General features: G+C 74.4%; 3 protein-coding genes. All 3 read right to left on the bottom strand.

The window, feature by feature from the left end:
• Nucleotides 1–5 precede the first annotated feature (5 nt).
• The 3 genes from AW274_RS41695 to AW274_RS02425 all read right to left on the bottom strand — a co-directional run bounded on the left by AW274_RS41695 (nt 6) and on the right by AW274_RS02425 (nt 19,820).
• Nucleotides 6–18,614: a type I polyketide synthase gene (locus tag AW274_RS41695; protein ID WP_062428881.1), complete on the bottom strand. Its 18,609-nt coding sequence runs from the start codon at nt 18,612–18,614 to the stop codon at nt 6–8.
• Nucleotides 18,615–18,765: 151 nt separating this feature from the next.
• Entirely contained in the window at nt 18,766–19,626 is an 861-nt protein-coding gene (locus AW274_RS02430; RefSeq protein WP_062428880.1) for an alpha/beta hydrolase fold domain-containing protein, read from the bottom strand.
• A gap of 2 nt (nt 19,627–19,628) precedes the next feature.
• Nucleotides 19,629–19,820: a ferredoxin gene (locus tag AW274_RS02425; protein WP_062428878.1), complete on the bottom strand. Its 192-nt coding sequence runs from the start codon at nt 19,818–19,820 to the stop codon at nt 19,629–19,631.
• Between the last annotated feature and the right edge of the window lies 1 nt (nt 19,821).

The following is a 19,821-nucleotide window of genomic DNA, read 5'->3' as shown; positions in this document are numbered from 1 at the left end:
TGCCGTCACCTGTCCTCGTGGTCGGAACCGAGTTGCGTGTCGATGAGCAGGAAGAGTTCCTCGTCGGTGGCGTCCTGGACGACGTCCACCGGGCCGGTGACCGGCACCGGGGCGGCCGGGGCGGGGGCGGCGCCGCCGGGGAGCCGGAGGGCGAGTTCGCCGTGCAGGTGGGCGGCCAGCGCGGTGGGGGTCGGATGGTCGAACAGGAGCGTGGCGGGCAGCCGCAGCCCCGTCTCCATCGCGAGCCGGTTGCGCAGCTCGACGGCCGTCAGCGAGTCGAAGCCGAGGTCGAGCAGGCCGCGCTCCGACGGCACGGTCCGCCCTGACGGCAACCGCAGCACGTCGGCGACCACGTCCCGCACCCGCGTCAGCGCCAGCCCCGGCCGGTCGGTGACCGGCGCGCCGGTCAGCGTCCTGACCAGCGGCGGAACGCCTTCCTCCGACTTCGCGGCCGGGGCTTTCGCGGCCACGAGCCGGGGGAGCCGCTCGAACCGGGCCGCGACCACGGCCGGGACGTCGCCCGCGAGCGCGGCGTCGAACAGGGCCAGCGCGTCGCCGGGGTCGAGCGGGGCGACGCCCGTGCGGGCGATCCTGGCCAGCTCGGCCGGGCCGAGCCCGCCCCCCAGGCCGGCCTCCTGCGCCCACAACCCCCAGGCGATGGACGTCGCGGGCAGCCCCAGGGCGTGCCGGTGCCCGGCGAGGGCGTCGAGATAGGTGTTGGCGGCGGCGTAGTTGGCCTGCCCGGCGTTGCCGATCACCCCGGCGACCGACGAGAACAGCACGAAGGCGTCGAGGGGGAGACGCCGGGTGAAGTGGTGCAGGAAGTGCGCGGCGTCGGCCTTGGCGGTCAGCACGGAGTGCAGCCGGCCGGGCGTCAGGTCGGTGACGGTCGTGTCGTCGAGGACGGCGGCGGCGTGCACGACCGCGCTGAGCGGCCGGTCGGCCGGGATGTCGTCGAGCAGCCGCCGCAGCCGCACCGGGTCGCCGGTGTCGCAGGCCGCCACGACGGGGGCCGCGCCGAGTTCGGTCAGCCGCCTCACGAGGTCGCCCGCGCCGGGCGCGGCGGGGCCGCGCCTGCTGACGAGCAGCAGGTGCCGCACGCCGTGGCGGGTGACGAGATGCTCGGCGAGCAGCGCCCCCAGCGCGCCGGTGGCACCGGTCACCAGGACGGTCCCGCCGGTCCGGATCGGCGTGGTTCCCGAGCGCACCGGGACGGACGTCAACGCGGGCAGGTAGGCCCCGCCGTTCCGGAGCGCGACCTGGGGTTCCCGCAAGGCCAGCGCCAGCCCGGGGTCGGCCGAGCCGTCGGTGTCGACCAGCACGAACCTGCCGGGATGCTCGGTCTCCGCCGTGCGCACCAGCCCCCACAACGCCGACTGGGCCAGCCCTGTGACGGGGTCGCCGTCGAGCACCTCCACCGCGTGGTGGGTGAGCACCGCGAGCCTTCCCGGGGCGTCCTGCTCCACCCAGGCCTGGACGACCTCCAGCACGGCCGAGGTCACCGGCCCGTACCCGGTGCCGCGCACGTCGAGCACCACGTCACCCGGCTCGCCGAGACGGTCGAGCGCCTCGCCCGCCGAGCGCAGCAGCGTGTAGGGCGCGGCGGCCTGGCTTCTCGCCCGGGTCCACGCCACCCGGTGCAGCCCGCCCGCCCGTTTCACCTGGACGGCCAGCTCACCCTCCAGGACCGTGCCGCCGTCGGGGTTCCACACGGTCAGCCCGAACCGGTCGCCGCCCTTCGGGGTCAGCCGGGCCCGGACGACCTCGGCGGCGGGCCCGCCGCGCCGCACACCCGTCCACGAGAACGGCAACCGGACGGTGTCGCCGTCGAGGGCGAGCGGGTGCAGCGCGGCGTCGAAGCAGTCGTCGCCGCTGGAGACCTCGGCGAAGAGCTCGTCGCCGCGCCGCCAGGCGGCGCGCAGGTTCCGGAACGCCGGGCCGTAGCCGTATCCGAGCGCCGCCAGCCGCTCATAGGCGTCCTCGACGTCGACGGGCTCTCCGGGCGGCCACGCCTGCGGGGCGGTCGGTTCATGCGGCAGGTCTGGGGCGAGATGGCCGGTGGCGTGCGTCGTCCACGGGCTGCCGGGCGCGTCGTTCCGGGAGTGTACGGTCACCGCCCGCCGCCCGTCGCCATCTGCGGCGGCGACCGCGACCTGGACGACGACCGCGCCCTCGGCCGGGATGGGGAACGGCGCGACCAGCGTGAGCTCCTCGACGACCGGCGCGCCGGCGTGGCCGCCCGCGTGCAGGGCCAGGTCGAGCAGGACGGTGGCCGGGAGCAGGGGCGTGCCCGCGATGACGTGGTCGGCCAGCCACGGATGGGTGCGGGTGGACAACCGCCCGCTGAAGACGAGTCCATCGTCGCCCGCCAGGTCGACCGCTGAGGTGAGCAGCGGGTGACCGGGGTCGTCGTGACCTGCTGCGCGGGTGGGCGGGGGGTTGAGCCAGTAGCGCTCGCGCTGGAAGGGGTAGGTGGGCAGGTCGGCGGCCGGGCCTGCGTGGAAGCGTTTCGCCCAGTCGACGGTCAGGCCGGTGGTGTGGAGGGTGGCGAGAAGCCGGGTGAGGTCTTCCGGGTGGTCGCGGCGGAGGGTGGGGTGGGCGTCGTGGTCGGGGAGCAGGGCGGTGAGGACGGCGTCGGGCCCGATCTCGACGAAGGTGTGGATGTCGGTGAGGGTGGCGATGGCGTTGGTGAAGCGGATGGGTTCGCGGACGTGCCTGACCCAGTGGTCGGGTTCGTCGAGCCCGCCCAGTTGGCCGGTGCGGTCGGAGACGATCGGAATGGCGGGCTCGGCGAAGTCCAGCGTTTCCACGACCTGCCGGAACTCTTCGAGCATCGGTTCCATCAGGGGTGAGTGGAAGGCGTGGCTGACCGTCAGCCGTTTCACCTTCGCGCCGTGGGCGCGCTCGATGACCTGCTCGACGGCGCTCTGGGTGCCGGAGACGACGGTGGCGCGCGGCCCGTTGACGGCGGCCAGCGAGACGTGGTCGGTGAGCCCATCCAAGAGTTCCACCACGTCGGCCTCGCCGATCGAAAGCGCCGCCATGGCCCCGCCGGGTTGGAGCTCCTGCATGAGCCGGGCGCGGGCGGTGACGAGCTTGGCGGCGTCGGCCAGGTCGAGCACCCCGGCGATGTGGGCGGCGGCGATGGAGCCGACCGAGTGCCCGAGCACGGCGTCGGGTCGGAGTCCGTGGTGTTCCAGCAGCCGGTAGAGCGCGGTCTGCAGAGCGAAGAGGGCCGGCTGGGTGTAGCGGGTTTGGTCGAGCAGCCCGGAGCCGCCGAAGATGATCTCTTTGAGTCCGGGTTCGAGGTGGCCGAGCACGTCGTCGAAGGCGGCGGCGAAGACAGGTTCGGCCTGGTAGAGCTCACGTCCCATGCCGGGCCGCTGGCTACCCTGCCCGGTGAACAGGAACGCCGTCTTCGGCTCAGCGGCCTCCCTCACGACCAGCGCGCGGTGCCCTTCCCCGTCGGCCAGGGCCGTCAACGCGGCCAGCAGTTCGTCCCGGTCGCCGGTGACGACGGCAGCCCGATGGGTTAACGCGGCCCGGCCGGTGGCCAGCGTGCGAGCGGTCGCGGCGAGGTCAGGCCCGGGGTCGGCGGCGAGATGGTCGTGCAGGAGACGCGCCTGCGCCCGCAGCGCCTCAGGACTGTGCGCCGACAGCAGCAGCGGCCAGGGTGTCCCCCCATGTGTGATGGCGGGCTTGAGTTCCACAAAGCTGTCGGTGGAGGGCTCAAGTCCCAGAAGAGTGTCGGCGGGGAGCTCGGGTCCCGCATGGGTGTCGGTGGCCGGCTCGGGTTCTGCATGGGAGTTGGTGGTGGGCTCGGGTTCCACAAGGGCGTTGGCGGCGGGCTTGGGTGCTTTCAGAACCACACGGGTGTCGGCGAGTGGCTGGGGTCCTTCGTGAGCTATGTGGGCGTTGGCGGGGGGTTTGGGTTGTTCGAGGATTACGTGGGCGTTGGTGCCGCTGATGCCGAATGAGGAGACGGCGGCTCGGCGGGGCCGGTTGTCGTCGTGGGGCCATGTCACTGGTTCGGTGAGGAGTTGGATTGCGCCGCTGTTCCAGTCGACGTGTGGGGTGGGTTCGTCCACGTGCAGGGTGCGGGGGAGCAGGCCGTTGCGCATTGCTTGGACCATCTTGATGATGCCGCCGACGCCCGCCGCCGCTTGGGTGTGGCCGAGGTTCGACTTCAGGGAGCCGAGCCAGGCGGGGTGTTGGCGGTTCTGTCCGTAAGTGGCGAGGAGGGCTTGGGCTTCGATGGGGTCGCCTAGCCGGGTGCCGGTGCCGTGGGCTTCGACGGCGTCTACGTCGGCGGGGGTGAGGTTGGCGTTGGCGAGGGCTTGGCGGATGACTCGTTCCTGGGAGGGGCCGTTGGGGGCGGTGAGGCCGTTGGAGGCGCCGTCCTGGTTGACGGCTGTGCCGCGGACTACGGCGAGGATGGGATGGCCGTTGCGGCGGGCGTCGGAGAGGCGTTCGACCAGGAGCAGGCCCGCGCCTTCCGACCAGCCGGTGCCGTCGGCCGCCGCCGCGAACGCTTTGCAGCGGCCGTCGGGGGACAGGCCACGTTGGCGGCTGAACTCCACGAAGGTCGCGGGGCTGGCCATCACGGTCACCCCGCCTGCCAATGCCAGGTCGCACTCGCCCTGCCGCAGCGCTTGGACGGCCAGGTGCAAGGCCACCAGCGATGAGGAGCAGGCCGTGTCGACGGTGACGGCAGGGCCCTCCAGGCCGAACGTGTAGGCCACCCGACCCGACGCCACGCTTCCCGCGCTGCCGCTGACCAGGTATCCCTCGAAACCCTCCGGCGACCGGGCGGCCTGGTGCAGGCGTGCGCCGTAGTCGTTGTACATGACCCCGGCGAACACCCCGGTCCGGGAGCCGCGCAGCGTTCCGGGGTCGATGCCGGCCCGTTCGAAGGTCTCCCACGCCGTCTCCAGCAGCAACCGCTGCTGGGGGTCGATCGCGGCCGCCTCCCTCGGGCTGATGCCGAAGAAGCCGGCGTCGAACCCGGCGGCGTCGTACAGGAAACCGCCGTCACGGGCGTAGCTGGTGCCGGGGGCGGCGGGGTCCGGGTCGTACAGGGAATCGAGATCCCAGCCCCGGTCGGCGGGGAAGGGGCCGACGGCGTCGACGCCGTCGGCGACCAGCCGCCACAGGTCCTCCGGCGACGCCACGCCGCCGGGGTAGCGGCAGGCCATCGCGACGATCGCGATCGGGTCGTCGTCGGCCCGCGTTACGGCGGGCGCCGATTCGGGCTGGGGGGTTTCGTCGGCGAGGTGTGACCCCAACCACGTTGCCAAAGCGGCGGGGGTCGGGTGGTCGAAGACCAGGGTCGTGGGCAGTTTCACGCCGACGGCGGCGCTCAGCCGGTTGCGCAGGTCGACGGCGGCCAGCGAGTCGAAGCCCAGGTCGGTGAAGGCGCGTCCGGCCGCGACGGGCTCGGCCGACGGGTGGCCGAGCACGGTCGCGGCGGTCTCCCTGACGAGGCCGAGCAGATCCGTCGCGGCGCGGCGGGGCGCGGCCTGCCTCTGCGGCACCAGCGACCGCAACGGCGGCGGCACCACCACCCCCGGCGCGGCCAGCGCCTTGGTGTCGAGGCGGGCCGGTACCAAGGCCGGACGGTCGGCCCAGCCGGTGCGCAGGGCCGCGTCGAACAGGGCCAGCGCGTCGTCGCGGGAGAGCGGCGCGACGCCGGTCCGGGCCAGTCGCGCCAGGTCGGCCGCCGACAACCCGGCGGCCAGGCCGTCGTCCTGCTCCCACAGGCCCCAGGCGAGCGACGTGGCGGGCAGGCCGCGCGCGTGGCGGTGGGCGGCCAGCGCGTCGAGGTAGGCGTTGGCGGCGGCGTAGCCGGCCTGACCGGCGGTGCCGACCGTGCCGGCGATCGAGGAGAACAGGACGAACGCGTCGAGGTCGCCGGTGAGGCGGCTCAGGTGGTCGGCCCCGTCGGCCTTGGCCGCCAGCACCGCGCGCACCCGCTCGGGGGTCAGGTCGGCGACCGTCGCGTCGTCGAGCACGGCCGCCGTGTGGATCACGGCGGTGACCGGCCGGTCGGCGAGCAGCCGGGCCACCGCGTCGCCGTCGGCGAGGTCGCAGGCGACCAGTTCGGGCAGGCCGCCGAGCGCGGTCAGCCGGTCGGCCAGCGCGTCCGCGCCGGGCGCGTCGGGGCCGCGCCTGCTGACCAGCAGCAGGTTCCGCACGCCGTGGTGGACGACCAGGTGCTCGGCGACCAGCCCGCCCAGCGACCCGGTCGCGCCGGTGATCAGCACCGTTCCCTCCGGCCGCAGCCGGCTCGTCCCGCCGCCCACGCCGATCCGGTTCAGGCGGGGCACCAGGACACGGCCGTCGCGGAGGGCGACCTGCGGTTCGTCCAGGGCCAGCGCAGCGGGCAGCGCCCGGTCGGAGGCGGCCGTGCCGTCGGTGTCGACCAGCACGAACCTGCCGGGGTGCTCGGTCTGCGCGCTGCGCACCAGCCCCCAGGCGGCGGCCTGGCCCGGCTGCTCCACGGGCTCGCCGTCCCGGGTGGCGACCGCGTGAGTGGTGACGAAGGCCAGCCGGGGGCCGTCGCCGGACAACCGGTCCCGGACCAGCGTGAGCGCCCGTTCGGCCGCCTCGCCCGCCGGGCCGGGCGGCACGGGCGCGAGGTCGGTCTCCTCGGCGGCCGTCGCCGGGAGCGGGACCGGCCGCCAGGTGAGCTCGTAGGCGGGGGCCGACCGGGTCCCGGCCCGCAGGACCACCGAGGCGATCGACGCGACCGGGCGGCCCGACTCGTCCCAGAGGGTCAGCGCCGCGCCGTCACGCTCGGCCGGGTCGATGCGTACCCGGAGCGCCGACGCGCCCGATGCGTGCAGCCGCACGCCCGACCAGGAGAACGGCAGCCGCAGCCCCGCGCCGTCGCCGGTGACGGGCAGCGGGTGCAGGGCCGCGTCCAGCAGCGCCGGATGCAGCCCGAACCGGGCGTCGGCGGGCTGGGCGGACACGACCTCGGTGAAGATCGTGCGGCCGGACCGCCAGGCCGCCCGCACGTTCCGGAACGCGGGCCCGTAGTCGTAGCCGAGGTCGGCGAGGGCGGTGTACCAGTCGTCCACGTCGACCGGCTCGGCCCCGGCGGGCGGCCAGGTCTCCGGCGCGGCGACCGGGTCGGCGGCGGAGGTGGTGAGGTGGCCGGAGGCGTGCCGCGTCCACGGCTCGTCGCCGACCTTCGCGTGCACGGCGAACACGCGCCGCCCGTCGTCGCCCGCCGGTTCCACCAGGATCTGGAACCGGGCCGGGAGCGGCAGGGGCGCTTCGAGGGTCAGCTCGTCGACGACCGGGACCCCCGCGTGCGCCCCCGCCTGCAGCGCGGCCTCGGCGAGGAACGCCCCCGGGAGCGGGGTGCCGCCCGCGACGCGGTGGTCGGCCAGCCACGGGTGCGCGTCCTGCGACAGGCGGCCCGCGAACAGCACACCGCCGTCGCCCAGCTCGGTGACCTGCTCGAACAGGCTCTCCGCCGGGGTGGCGTCGAGCCAGTGACGGGCCCGCTGGAAGGCATACGTGGGCAACTCGGCCGCCGGCCCGCCGGCCACGACGAGCCGGGTCCCCTTCGTGTACGCCGCCACGACCGCCGCCGCCACGGTGTCAGGTTCGGCGTGGTCGCGGCGGAGCAGCGGGATCCCGTCGCCGGTGAGCGCGCTCAGCACGGCGTCGGGCCCCAGTTCGAGGAACGTGGTCACGCCGTGGTCCCGCAACACGGCGACCGCGTCGTGGAACCGGACCGTCCGCCGGATCTGCCCGGCCCAGTACGCCGGATCGGCCAGCTCCTCCGCCGTCGCGACCCGGCCGGTGACCGTGCTGACGATCGGCACGGCCGGGGCCCGGTAGGTCAGGGTGGCCGCGACGGCGTGGAACTCGTCCAGGACCGGATCCATGTGCGGCGAGTGGAACGCGTGACTGACCTTCAGCGGCCGCACCCGGCGGCCCTTGAACCGCTCGGCGACCGCCTGGACGGCCGGGGCGTCGCCCGCGACGACGACGGCCCGCACGCCGTTCACCGAGGCCAGGTCGACGCCCTCGGTGAGGTGGGGCCGGACCTCCTCCTCGGTGGCCTCGACGGCGATCATCGCCCCGCCCGCCGGGGCGGCGTGCATGAGCCGGGCGCGGGCGGTGACCAGCGTGGCGGCGTCGGCGAGGTCGAGCACCCCGGCGACGTGCGCGGCGGTGACCTCACCGATCGAGTGACCGGCGAGCAGATCGGGCCGGACGCCGAGGTGGTCGAGGAGCCGGAAGAGCGCGGTCTCCAGGGCGAAGAGGGCGGGCTGGGTGTAGCGGGTCTCGTCGAGGAGGTCGGATCCGGTGAAGACGATCTCCTTGAGCCCGGGTTCCAGCACGGCGAGCACGTCGTCGAACGCGGCGGCGAAGACGGGCTCGGCCTCGTAGAGCTCACGGCCCATCCCTGCACGCTGGCTGCCCTGCCCGGTGAACAGGAACGCGGTGCGGGGCCGGGCCGCAGCCTCCCCGCGCGTGATCGCCGGGTGCTCCCCGCCGTCGGCCAGCACGCCGAGCGCCGCGAGCAGGGCGTCCCGGTCGGCGGCCACGACACCGGCGCGGTGCGGCAGGTGCGCCCTGCTGGTGATTAGCGCCCTCCCGACGGCCCGCAAACCGAGCTCGGGACGGTCGGCGAGATGCTCACGCAGGCGCGCGGCCTGTGCTTGCAGGGCCTGGGGGGTGTGGGCGGAGAGCAGAACCGGCACCGGCCCGTCCGTCTGGATGTGTACCGCGCCGTTTCTCGGATCGGCTGCCGAGTCAGGGGCGGGTCTTTTCACGGCGGAGGTCGCGATGGGCTCTTGTTCTTCCAGAACCACGTGGGTGTCGGTGAGTGGCTGGGGTCCTTCGAGAACCAGGTGGGCGTTGGTTAGCGGCTTGGGTCCTGCGAGAACTAGGCGGGCGTTGGCGGGGGGTTCGGATTGTTCGAGAACTGAGCGGGCGTTGGTGAGCGGCTTGGGTTCTTCGAGGATGACGTGGGCGTTGGTGCCGCTGATGCCGAATGAGGAGACGGCGGCGCGGCGGGGCCGGTTGTCGTCGTGGGGCCACGCCACTGGTTCGGTGAGGAGCCGGACCGCGCCGCTGTCCCAGTCGACGTGTGGGGTGGGTTCGTCCACGTGCAGGGTGCGGGGGAGCAGGCCGTTTCGCATGGCCTGGACCATTTTGATGATGCCGCCGACTCCGGCCGCTGCCTGGGTGTGGCCGAGGTTCGACTTCAGGGAGCCGAGCCAGGCGGGGTGTTCGCGGTTCTGTCCGTAGGTGGATAGGAGTGCTTGCGCTTCGATGGGGTCGCCGAGGCGGGTTCCGGTGCCGTGGGCTTCGACGGCGTCCACGTCGGCGGGGGTGAGGTTGGCGTTGGCGAGTGCTTGGCGGATGACTCGTTCCTGGGAAGGGCCGTTCGGAGCGGTGAGGCCGTTGGAGGCGCCGTCCTGGTTGACGGCCGTGCCGCGCACGACGGCGAGGATCGGGTGGCCGTTGCGGCGGGCGTCGGAGAGGCGTTCGACCAGGAGGAGGCCCGCGCCTTCCGACCAGCCGGTGCCGTCGGCCGTCGCCGCGAACGCCTTGCAGCGGCCGTCGGCTGACAACCCGCGCTGGCGGCTGAACTCCACGAACGTCCCCGGCCCGGCCATCACCGTCACCCCGCCCGCCAGCGCCAGGTCGCACTCACCCCGGCGCAGCGCCTGGACCGCCAGGTGCAGCGCCACCAGCGACGAGGAGCAGGCCGTGTCGACCGTGACGGCCGGGCCCTCCAGGCCGAACGTGTAGGCCAGCCGTCCAGACAACACGCTTCCGGTGTTGCCCGTCAGCAGGTAGCCCTCGAGGTCCTTCGGCGCCCGCGTCAACCGGGCGGCGTAGTCGTTGTACATGACCCCGGCGAACACGGCGGTGCGCGAGCCGCGGACCGAGTCGGGGGCGATGCCGGCCCGTTCGAAGGTCTCCCACGCCGTCTCCAGCAGCAACCGCTGCTGGGGGTCGATCGCGGCCGCCTCCCGGGGGCTGATGCCGAAGAAGGCGGGGTCGAAGTCGGCGGCGTCGTACAGGAAACCGCCCTGCCGGGTGTAGGAGGTGCCGACGCGGTCGGGATCGGGGTCGTACAGGGAATCGAGATCCCAGCCCCGGTCGGCGGGGAAGGGCCCGACGGCGTCGACGCCGTCGGCGACCAGCCGCCACAGGTCCTCCGGCGAGGCCACCCCGCCCGGATAACGGCAGGCCATGCCGACGATGACGACCGGGTCGTCGTCCTGGACCGTCGTCACGGCGACCGCCTCGCGGGTCGCGGTGCCGGGCAGCAGGCCGGTCAGGTGGGCGGTGAGCGCGTCGGCCGACGGGTGGTCGAAGGTGACGGTGGCGGGTAGCCGCAGGCCGGTCACCGTGCCGAGCCGGTTGCGCAGCTCGACCCCGGTGAGCGAGTCGAACCCCAGGTCGCGGAAGGCGCGGGCCGGGTCGAGGCCCGCCGCACTGGTGTGTCCGAGCACGTCGGCGACCGCCGCCAGCACCGTCTCGGCGACGGCCCGGGACCGCTCGTGCTCGGGGAGGCCCGCGATGCGTTCGGGCCACGACCCGGCCGTCCTGCGCCGGACCGGCGGCACCAGCCCGCGCAACGGCGCGGGCAGCGGCCCGGTGGCGGCGCGCCGCCGCAGCGCTGGGAGGTCCACCCCGGCGGGCACGAGCACCGCGTCGTCCCCCGCCGCGAGGGCGGCGTCGAGCAGCTCCAGGCCGCGCGCCTCCGTCAGCGGCGGCAACCCCGACCGCGACCAGCGGGCCCGTGCGGCCGGGTCGAGCGTTTCGCCCATGCCGCCCTCCCACAACCCCCAGGCCAGCGACGTCGCGGGCAGCCCGAGCGCGCGGCGGTGCAGGGCGAGCGCGTCGAGGTAGGCGTTGGCGGCGGCGTAACCGGCCTGGCCCGCCGTGCCGACGACCCCGGAGACCGACGAGAACAGGACGAACGCCGCGAGCGGCAGATCCCTGGTCAGTTCGTGCAGGTGCCAGGCGGCGTCGGCCTTCGGCCGCAACACGCCGTCGAGGCGCTCGGCGGTCAGCGACTCCAGCGTCCCGTCGTCGAGCACGCCCGCGAGGTGCACCACCGCGCCGATCGGTTCCTCTTCCGGTACGTCGGCCAGCACCGCCGCCAGCGCCTCCCGGTCGGCGACGTCCACGGCGGCGAAAACGGCCCGCGCGCCGAGCTCGGCCAGTTCATGGGCGAACTCGGCGGCCCCGTCGGCGTCCGGCCCACGCCGGCTGAGCAGCAGCAGCCGCCGCACGCCGTGTCGCCGCACCAGATGCCGGACGACGGGCCGCGCCAGCCCGCCGGTGCCGCCGGTCACCACGACGGTCCGCTCGTCGAACACCGTGGCCGGCCCTGTCGGCTCGGCCCGCGTGAGCCTTGGGACTAGCACCACCCCGTCCCGGATGGCGACCTGCGGCTCATCAGAAGGGAGGGACGCGAGGATGTTGGCCGGGGTGTCCGGGGGCGCGTCGGCGACGGCGAACCGGCCGGGCCGCTCGCTCTGCGCCGTCCGGAGCAGGCCCCATGCGGCGGCCTGCCACGGATCGCCGACCTGATCGCCCTCGACGGCGGCGACCGCGCCATCTGTCAGGAAGAGCAGCCGGGCGTCAGCTGCCTCCTGCACGGCCTTCAGTACGAACGCCGCCGCGCCCCGCCCTGCCGGGACCCTGATCGTGACGGACTCACTCTCGGGTTGGGCGGCGGGACTGGGCGTCCAGGTGAGGCGGTGCAGATCGGGGAACGCGGGCCGGAGGGCGGGGATTGGACGGAGGGTCACGGTTTCGGCCGTGAGCACGGGCCGGCCGGTGTCGTCGGTGGCGTCCAGCCGGTCGGCCGACCAGGTGACCCGCAACGTCTTGGCCTTCGTCGCCGAGAGTTCGACGCCGGTCCACACGAACGGGACGGGCAGCCCGTTGGCGTGGGGGAGCTCGCGGCCCACGAGCGGGTGCAGCGCGGCGTCGAGTAGCGCGGGATGCAGCCGGAACGCGCCTGGGTCGCCGGGCAGCTCCAATTCGGCGTGCAGTCGATCGTCCTGCCGCCAGGCCGCCCGCACGCCTTGGAAATCGGGACCGTAGACGTAACCGGCGTCAGCAAGGTCGGCGTAGAGGACGTCGGGGTCGATCGGTTCCGCCCCTGGCGGCGGCCAGGCGGCGGCCACCCGGCTGGCTTTACCCCGGGAGGGCCCGAGCAGCCCGGTGGCGTGGCGACGCCACGAAACGTCGGAGCCGCCGACGTGGTCCGCATCGCCCGGGATGTTGGGGCGGCTGGAGACGCCGGATTGGCCGGGGCGGTCGGAGTGGTCATTGCGGTCGGGGTGGTTCGGGTGGGCGCGGAGGTCGGAACCGCCGATGTGGTCCGCGCCGCTGGGGACGTCGGGGCGGCTGGAGACACCAGAGTGGCTGGGGCGGTCAGAAGGGCTGAAGCGGTCAGAGCGGCTAAAGCGGCCCAAGTGGCCGGGGCGGTCGGAGTGGTCATTGCGGTCGCGGTGGTTCGGGCGGTCGCGGAGGTCGGAGCCGCCGACGTGGTTCGCACCACCGGTGACGTCGGGGCGGCCGGAGATGTCGGAGTGGCCGGAGCCATTAGAGCGGTCAGAGGGGCCGGAAAGGTGGGAGTAGCTGGGGAGGTCAGAGCCATCTGGGTGGTCGGAGCGGTCGCGGTGGTCGCGGGCGTACACGCTCAGAGTCCGGCTGCCGTCGGCGCTCGCCGGACCGACGGAGAGTTGCAGGTTCACCGAGCCCTTCTCCGGCAAGACGAGTGGCGTGTCGATGGTGAGCTCCTCGACGCGAGGAACTCCGGCGCGCTCGCCCGCCGCCAAAGCCAGTTCCACGAGCGCCGTTCCCGGCAGCAGGACCGAGCCGCCGATCCGGTGCCCGGCCAGCCAGGGGTGGGCCTCCAGGGAGACGCGCCCGGTGATCAGCAGCCCGTCGTCGTCGGCCCGTTCGACCGACGCGCCCAGGAAGGGGTGGCCCGTGGCGGTGAGCCCCGGCAGCTCCGGCCTGCTCGTCAACCAGTAGCGCTCGCGCTGGAAGGGGTAGGTGGGCAGGTCGACGGGGTCCGTGGTGCCGTCGGTCGGCCAGCCGACGGGCAGGCCGGTGGTGTGGAGGGTGGCGAGGAGCCGGGTGAGGTTTTCCGGGTGGTTGCGGCGGAGGGTGGGGTGGGCGTTGTGGTTGGGGAGCAAAGCCGTGAGGACGGCATCCGGCCCGATCTCGACGAAGGTCTGAATGTCGGTGAGCGTGGCGATGGCGTCGGTGAAGCGGATGGGTTCGCGGACATGCCTGACCCAGTGCTGGGGATTGTCGAGCCCGCCCAGTTCTCCGGTGCGGTCGGAGACGATCGGAATGGTGGGCTCGGCGAAGTGCAGCGTGTCGAGGACGTGCCGGAACTCTTCGAGCATCGGCTCCATCAGGGGTGAGTGGAAGGCGTGACTGACCGTCAGCCGCTTCACCTTTGCGCCCGCTGCCCGTTCGATGACCTGCTCGACGCCCTGAAGAGTGCCGGAGACGACGGTGGCGCGCGGCCCGTTGATCGCGGCGAGTGAGACCTGGTCGGTGAGCCCGTCCAGCAACGCGAGGACTTCGGCCTCCCCGAGGGAGAGTGCGGCCATCCCCCCGCCGGCCGGAAGTTCCTGCATGAGCCGAGCGCGGGCGGTGACGAGCTTCGCCGCGTCGCCCAGGCTCAGCACCCCGGCGACATGGGCGGCGGCGATGGAGCCGACCGAGTGCCCGAGCACGGCGTCGGGTCGGAGTCCGTGGTGTTCCAGCAGTCGGTAGAGCGCGGTCTGCAGGGCGAAGAGGGCGGATTGGGTGTAGCGGGTCTGGTCGAGCAGCCTGGAGTCGCCGAAGATGATCTCTTTGAGCCCGGGTTCCAGCACGGCAATCACGTCGTCGAACGCGGCGGCGAAGACGGGTTCGGCCTGGTAGAGCTCACGTCCCATGCCGGGCCGCTGGCTTCCCTGCCCGGTGAACAGGAACGCGGTCCGGGGCCGCTGCGCAGCCACCCCACGGGCCAGTGCGGGGTGGTGCCCGTCGTCGGCCAGTGCCGTCAGCGCCGCCAGCAACTCGGCCCGATCGCCGGTGATGACGGCAGCCCGGTGGGTGAACCTGGCGCGCCCGGTCGCGAGGGTATGGGCGGCGCCCCGCAGATCGAGATCGGGCCTCGCGATGACATGATCACGCAGACGGCCGGCCTGCGCCCGCAACGCCTCGGAGCTCCGCGCCGAGAGGAGCACCGGCACCGGCCCGAGCACCGCGCTGGGCTCGGTGGTGTGCTCCGGTTCCTCCAAGACGACGTGCGCGCTGTCGCCGGACGATGAAACGGCGGTTTCTGGTTCCTCGAAGACCACGTGGGCGCTGATGTCGGAGGACAGGCCGCCAGTAAGCGGCTCCTCCGGAACCACAGAGGCGCTCATAACGGCGGACGAGACGGCAGGATCCCGTTCCCCCAGAACCACGTGGACCTTGGCACCGATTGACGAGACCGCAGGCGAGGGCCCGCCGAGAACCGCAAGGCCGTTGGTGCCAGCAGGCTCCTCCAGAACCACGTGAGCATTCGTGCCGCTGATGCCGAATGACGACACAGCGGCCCGCCGAAGCCGGTCGTCGTCGTGTGGCCACGCCACCGGTTCCGTGAGCAGCCGGAGCCCGTCGTTCCAGCGCACGTGCGGGCTGGGCGCGTCGACGTGCAAGGTTCGGGGCAGCAGCCCATGCCGCATCGCCTGGACCATCTTTATGACGCCACCGACCCCCGCCGCCGCCTGCGTGTGCCCGATGTTCGACTTCAGCGAGCCCAGCCACGCCGGCCTTTCCCGCTCCTGCCCATACGTAGCGATCAGGGCTTCGGCCTCGATCGGGTCGCCGAGCCGGGTGCCCGTCCCGTGGGCCTCGACGGCGTCCACGTCGGAGGCGGCCAGGCCGGCGTTGGCGAGGGCCGCCCTGATGACCCGCTCCTGCGACGGGCCGTTGGGCGCGGTCAGGCCGTTGGAGGCGCCGTCCTGGTTGACCGCCGTGCCGCGCACCACCGCGAGCACCGGGTGGCCGTTGCGGCGGGCGTCGGAGAGCCGCTCGACCAGGAGCAGACCCGCGCCTTCCGACCAGCCTGTCCCGTCGGCGGCGGCGGCGAACGCCTTGCAGCGGCCGTCGGCCGACAGGCCGCGCTGGCGGCTGAACTCCAGGAACATGCCGGGTGTCGCCATCACCGTCACCCCGCCTGCCAGCGCGAGGTCGCACTCGCCCTGCCGCAGCGCCTGGACCGCCAGGTGCAACGCCACCAAAGAGGAGGAGCACGCCGTGTCGACGGTCACGGCGGGGCCCTCCAGGCCGAACGTGTACGCCACCCGCCCCGACGCCACGCTGACCGTGCTGCCGGTGAGGAGGTAGCCGTCGAAGCCTTCGGCGGGTTCGTGCAGGCGGGGGCCGTAGTCCTGCGAGGTGCCGCCGACGAACACGGCCGTCCGGGAGCCGCGGAGCGTCCCGGGGTCGATGCCGGCCCGCTCGAAGGTCTCCCACGCCGTCTCCAGCAGCAGCCGCTGTTGCGGGTCGATCGCCGTGGCCTCCCGGGGGCTGATGCCGAAGAAGCCGGCGTCGAAGTCCGCGGCGTCGTACAGGAAACCGCCCTGCCGGGCGAAGCCCGTGCCGGGGCCGAGCTGCCAGCCGCGGTCGGCGGGGAAGGGGCCGACGGCGTCGACGCCGTCGGCGACCAGCCGCCACAGGTCCTCCGGTGAGGTCACCCCGCCGGGGTAGCGGCAGGCCATGCCGACGATGACCACGGGGTCGCCGGTCACCGCCCGCTGGGGCGTCACACGGCCGGGGGCCAGTTCCGCCCGCAGTGACGCGACGACCGCGTGCGGGGTGGGATGGTTGTAGACGAGCCCGGCCGGCAGGTCCAGGCCGGTCGCCGCGGCGAGCCGTTCGCGGAGTTCGACGGCGGCCATCGAGTCGAAGCCCAGGTCCTTGAAGGTGCGGTCGCCGTCGACGGCGTCACCGGTGACGTGGCCGAGCACGATGGCGGTCTGCGTGCGGACCAGGTCGAGCAGGTCGGGCAGCACGGCCGCGCCGGCGGGATCCGGAACGGGTTGGGGCGTCTCGTCGAACCAGTGGCGGGTCCGCTGGAAGGCGTAGGTGGGCAGGGGCACGACCCGGCCGGCCGCGAGGCCGCCCAGGTCGACGTCGGTGCCGGCCGTGTGTGCCGCGGCCAGTGCGCGCAGCAGGGTGGCCCGTTCCGGCCGGCCGCGCCGCAGCACCGCCTGGCCTCCCGGCACCAGGGCGGACAACACCGCGTCGGGGCCGAGTTCGAGGAATGTGGTCACGCCGTCGGCGCGCAGCGTCGTGAGGGCGTCGTGGAAGCGCACGGCGTGCCGGATGTGCCGGGTCCAGTACGCCGGGTCGGTCAGCTGCTCGGGCGTCGCGATCCTCCCGGTCACGTTGCCGACGACCGGGATGTCCGGCGGCCGGTAGGCGAGGGTGGCGGCGACGGCGTGGAACTCGTCCAGGATCGGATCCATGTGCGCCGAGTGGAAGGCGTGGCTCACCGTCAGCGCCCGGGTCCGCCGTCCGTCGGCGGCGAACAGCCCGGCCACCCGGGCGACCGCGCCGGCGTCGCCCGACAGCACCACGGACGTGGGGCCGTTGACCGCGCCGAGGTCCACCCCGTCGCCGAGGTGCGGCGCGACCTCCTCCTCGGTCGCCTCGACCGCCACCATGGCGCCGCCCGAGGGCGCCGACCACATGAGCCGGGCCCGCGCCGCGACCAGCGCCGCCGCGTCGGGCAGCGACAACACCCCGGCCACGTGCGCGGCCGTCACCTCGCCGATCGAGTGGCCGGTGACCACGTCGGCGCGCACGCCCCGGTGCGCCAGCAGCCGGAACAGCGCCGTCTCCAGCGCGAACAGCGCGGGCTGGGTGTGACGGGTCTCGTGGAGCAGGTCGCCTGAGAGGATCGCGGCCAGGTCGAGGTGCGGCGCGAAGGCGGCGGCCACCTCGTCGAAGGCGGCGGCGAACACCGGTTCCGCCTGGTAGAGCTCGGCGCCCATGCCCGCGTACTGGCTGCCCTGCCCGGTGAACAGGAACGCCGTGCGGGGGCGCGCGGCCGCCTCCCCGCGCACGACCGACGGATGTTCGCGCCCCTCGGCCACCGCCTTCAGCCCGTCGGCGAGGCCGTCGGCGTCCTCGGCCAGCACCACGGCGCGGCTGGCGAACCGGGTCCGGGTCGTCGCCAGCGAGTACGCCACATCGGCCGCCCGGCCTCCCGTCGCCTCGGCCAGCCGCCCGGCCTGCGCTCGCAGCGCCGCCGCGTCGCGCCCGGACACCACGAACGGCAGCAACCGCCCATCGGCGACGTCGTCGGGCGGCTCCGGGACGGAGTGCTCCGCCACCACGACGTGGGCGTTGGTCCCGCCCATGCCGAACGAGCTCACCCCCGCCACCGCGCGCCCCTCCAGCGGCCACGCCGACGGCTCGGCCGCCACCCGCAGGCCCAGTTCGTCGAGGGTGATGGCCGGGTTCGGGTCGCGGAAGTTCAGGCTCGCGGGCACCCGCCGGTGCCGGACCGCCAGCACCGCCTTGAGCAGCCCGGTCAGCCCGGCCGCGCCCTCCAGATGGCCGACGTTCGTCTTCACCGACCCCACCAGCAGCGGGCGGCCGGAGCCGAGGGCGGCCCCCAGCGCCGCCGCCTCGATCGGGTCGCCCACCGGGGTGCCGGTGCCGTGCAGCTCCACGTAGCCGACCTCGCCGGGCGCGGTTCCGGCGCGGGCGTGCGCGGCGCGGATCACCGCCTCCTGCGCGGCCCGGTCGGGCACCGTCAGCCCGGCGGAGGCGCCGTCGTTGTTGACCGCGCCGCCGAGCAGCACCGCGTGGACGCGGTCGCCGTCGGCCAGCGCCCGGTCGAGCGGCTTGAGCAGCACGGCCACCCCGCCCTCGCCGCGCACGTAGCCGTTGGCGCGGGCGTCGAAGGTGAAGCAGCGGCCGTCGGGCGACAGCGCGCCGAACCCGGCGCTGCGGGCCCCGCTGTCGGGCGACAGGATCAGGTTCACCCCGCCGACCAGCGCCAGGTCGGACTCGCCGCGGCGCAGGCTCTCGCTCGCCAGGTGCACCGCGACCAGCGACGACGACTGCGCCGCGTCGACGGTCAGGCTCGGCCCGGTCAGCCCGAGCACGTAGGAGAGCCGGTTGGCCAGCACGCCCCGGTTCAGGCCGGTCATCGCGTGCCGGCCGGGCGGCGCTCCGCGCAGGTGGTGGAGGGTGGCGTAGTCGTCCCAGAGGGCGGCGGCGAAGACGGCGGTCCGGCTGCCCGCCAGCGAGGCGGGCACGACGCCGGCCTCCTCCAGGGCCTCCCAGCCCAGTTCGAGCAGGAGCCGCTGCTGCGGGTCCATCGCCGCCGCCTCCTTCGGCGAGATGCCGAAGAAGGCGGCGTCGAAGCGGTCGACCTCGTCGAGGTAGGCCCCGGGCGCCTCACCCAGGCCGCGCCCGGCGGGGGCGGCGCCGACCGCGTCGCGCCCCTCCGAGAGCAGCCGCCAGAAGGAGTCGGGGTCCGCCGCGCCCGGCAGCCGGCAGGCCAGGCCGATGACGGCGATGGGGGTGCTGGTGGGTGAGTCGGACATACAACGCAGCTTGGCCGGAACCGCTAAGGATGGCCTTGAGGCGATCTAAAGCCACTTCTGCTCCGTTACGGCTCCCGCCTGGCCGGCCCCGCCCGCCGTCGTTCCGCCGCCTGGCGAGCGGCGCCGACCGGCCGCTCACCCGGCGGCGCCGTCACGGCCAGAGCCCCCGCTTGAGCGCCGCCAGATGCTCGACCGCGATCCGCTGTTGCTCCGACGGCAGATCGGGCCCGCCGAAGGCGTGGTAGAAGCCCGGGAAGTTGTGCAGCTCGACGGGCACCCCGGCCTGGGCCAGCCGCAGGGCGTACAGGACGCCCTCGTCGCGCAGCGGATCGAGGCCCGCGGTGGAGACGTAGGCGGGCGGCAGGCCGGCCAGGTCGTCCACCCGGGCGGGCGCGGCATAGCCGGAGACCCCGCCGCCGCCCAGGTAGAGACGCCAGCTCTCCAGCGCCAGCCCCCGGTTCCAGATGGGCGCGTCGGTCAGCGTGCGCATCGACGCGGTCTCCAGACGGTCGTCCAGGGCCGGTGTCGCCAGGTGCTGGAACACCAGCGGCGGCCCGCCCCGGTCGCGGGCCAGCAGCGCCACGCCCGTGGCCAGCGCCGCGCCGGAACTCGCCCCGGCCACGCCGAGCCGGGCGGCGTCCACCCCGAGCGCGCCGGCCTCGGCGGCCAGCCATTCGAGCGCCGCGTAGGAGTCGTCCAGCCCGGCCGGGAAGGGGTGCTCGGGCGCGAGCCGGTAGCCGACCGCGACCACGACGGCGGAGGCGTACGCCGCCGCCTGCGCCGCCGCCTGGTGGACGTGGTCGACGTTGCCCAGCACGAACCCGCCGCCGTGCAGCCACAACGTCGCGGGCAGCGGTCCGGGCACGCCGCGCGGGCGGTAGACGCGCACGTGCACCGGCGCGGCGGGCTCGGTCACGTCGACGGAGTCGAACTCCGGCAGTTCGGCCAGCGGCCGGGGGCGGGTTCCGGCGCGGTCGGCGACGGCGTCGGCGAGGGTTCCGCTGATCGGCATGGTCACGCCTCCAGTGACAGGGCCTGTGACGGGCAGAGGTCGAGGATGTCCCGGAAACGCTGCTCGTCCCCTTCCGGCACCTCCGGGTCGAGCACGTCGACCAGCCCGAGCTCGGACTGGTCGAAGTGGTCGGGCGCGGACAGCACGCACTGTCCCGCGCCCAGGCAGCGTCCCTGATCGGCGCTGATTCGCATG

It is taken from the genome of Herbidospora daliensis, from assembly GCF_001570585.1.
Lineage (GTDB): Bacteria > Actinomycetota > Actinomycetes > Streptosporangiales > Streptosporangiaceae > Herbidospora > Herbidospora daliensis.
The sequence above is the reverse complement of the archived record's forward strand: the minus strand, read 5'-3'. Positions and strand labels throughout refer to the sequence as shown.

Excerpts from the sequence above, each read along its gene's own strand:
- AW274_RS41695 (WP_062428881.1), bottom strand. The coding sequence starts at position 18,614 with ATGTCCGACTCACCCACCAGCACCCCCATCGCCGTCATCGGCCTGGCC.
- AW274_RS02425 (WP_062428878.1), bottom strand. The coding sequence starts at position 19,820 with ATGCGAATCAGCGCCGATCAGGGACGCTGCCTGGGCGCGGGACAGTGC.
- AW274_RS02430 (WP_062428880.1), bottom strand. The coding sequence starts at position 19,626 with ATGCCGATCAGCGGAACCCTCGCCGACGCCGTCGCCGACCGCGCCGGA.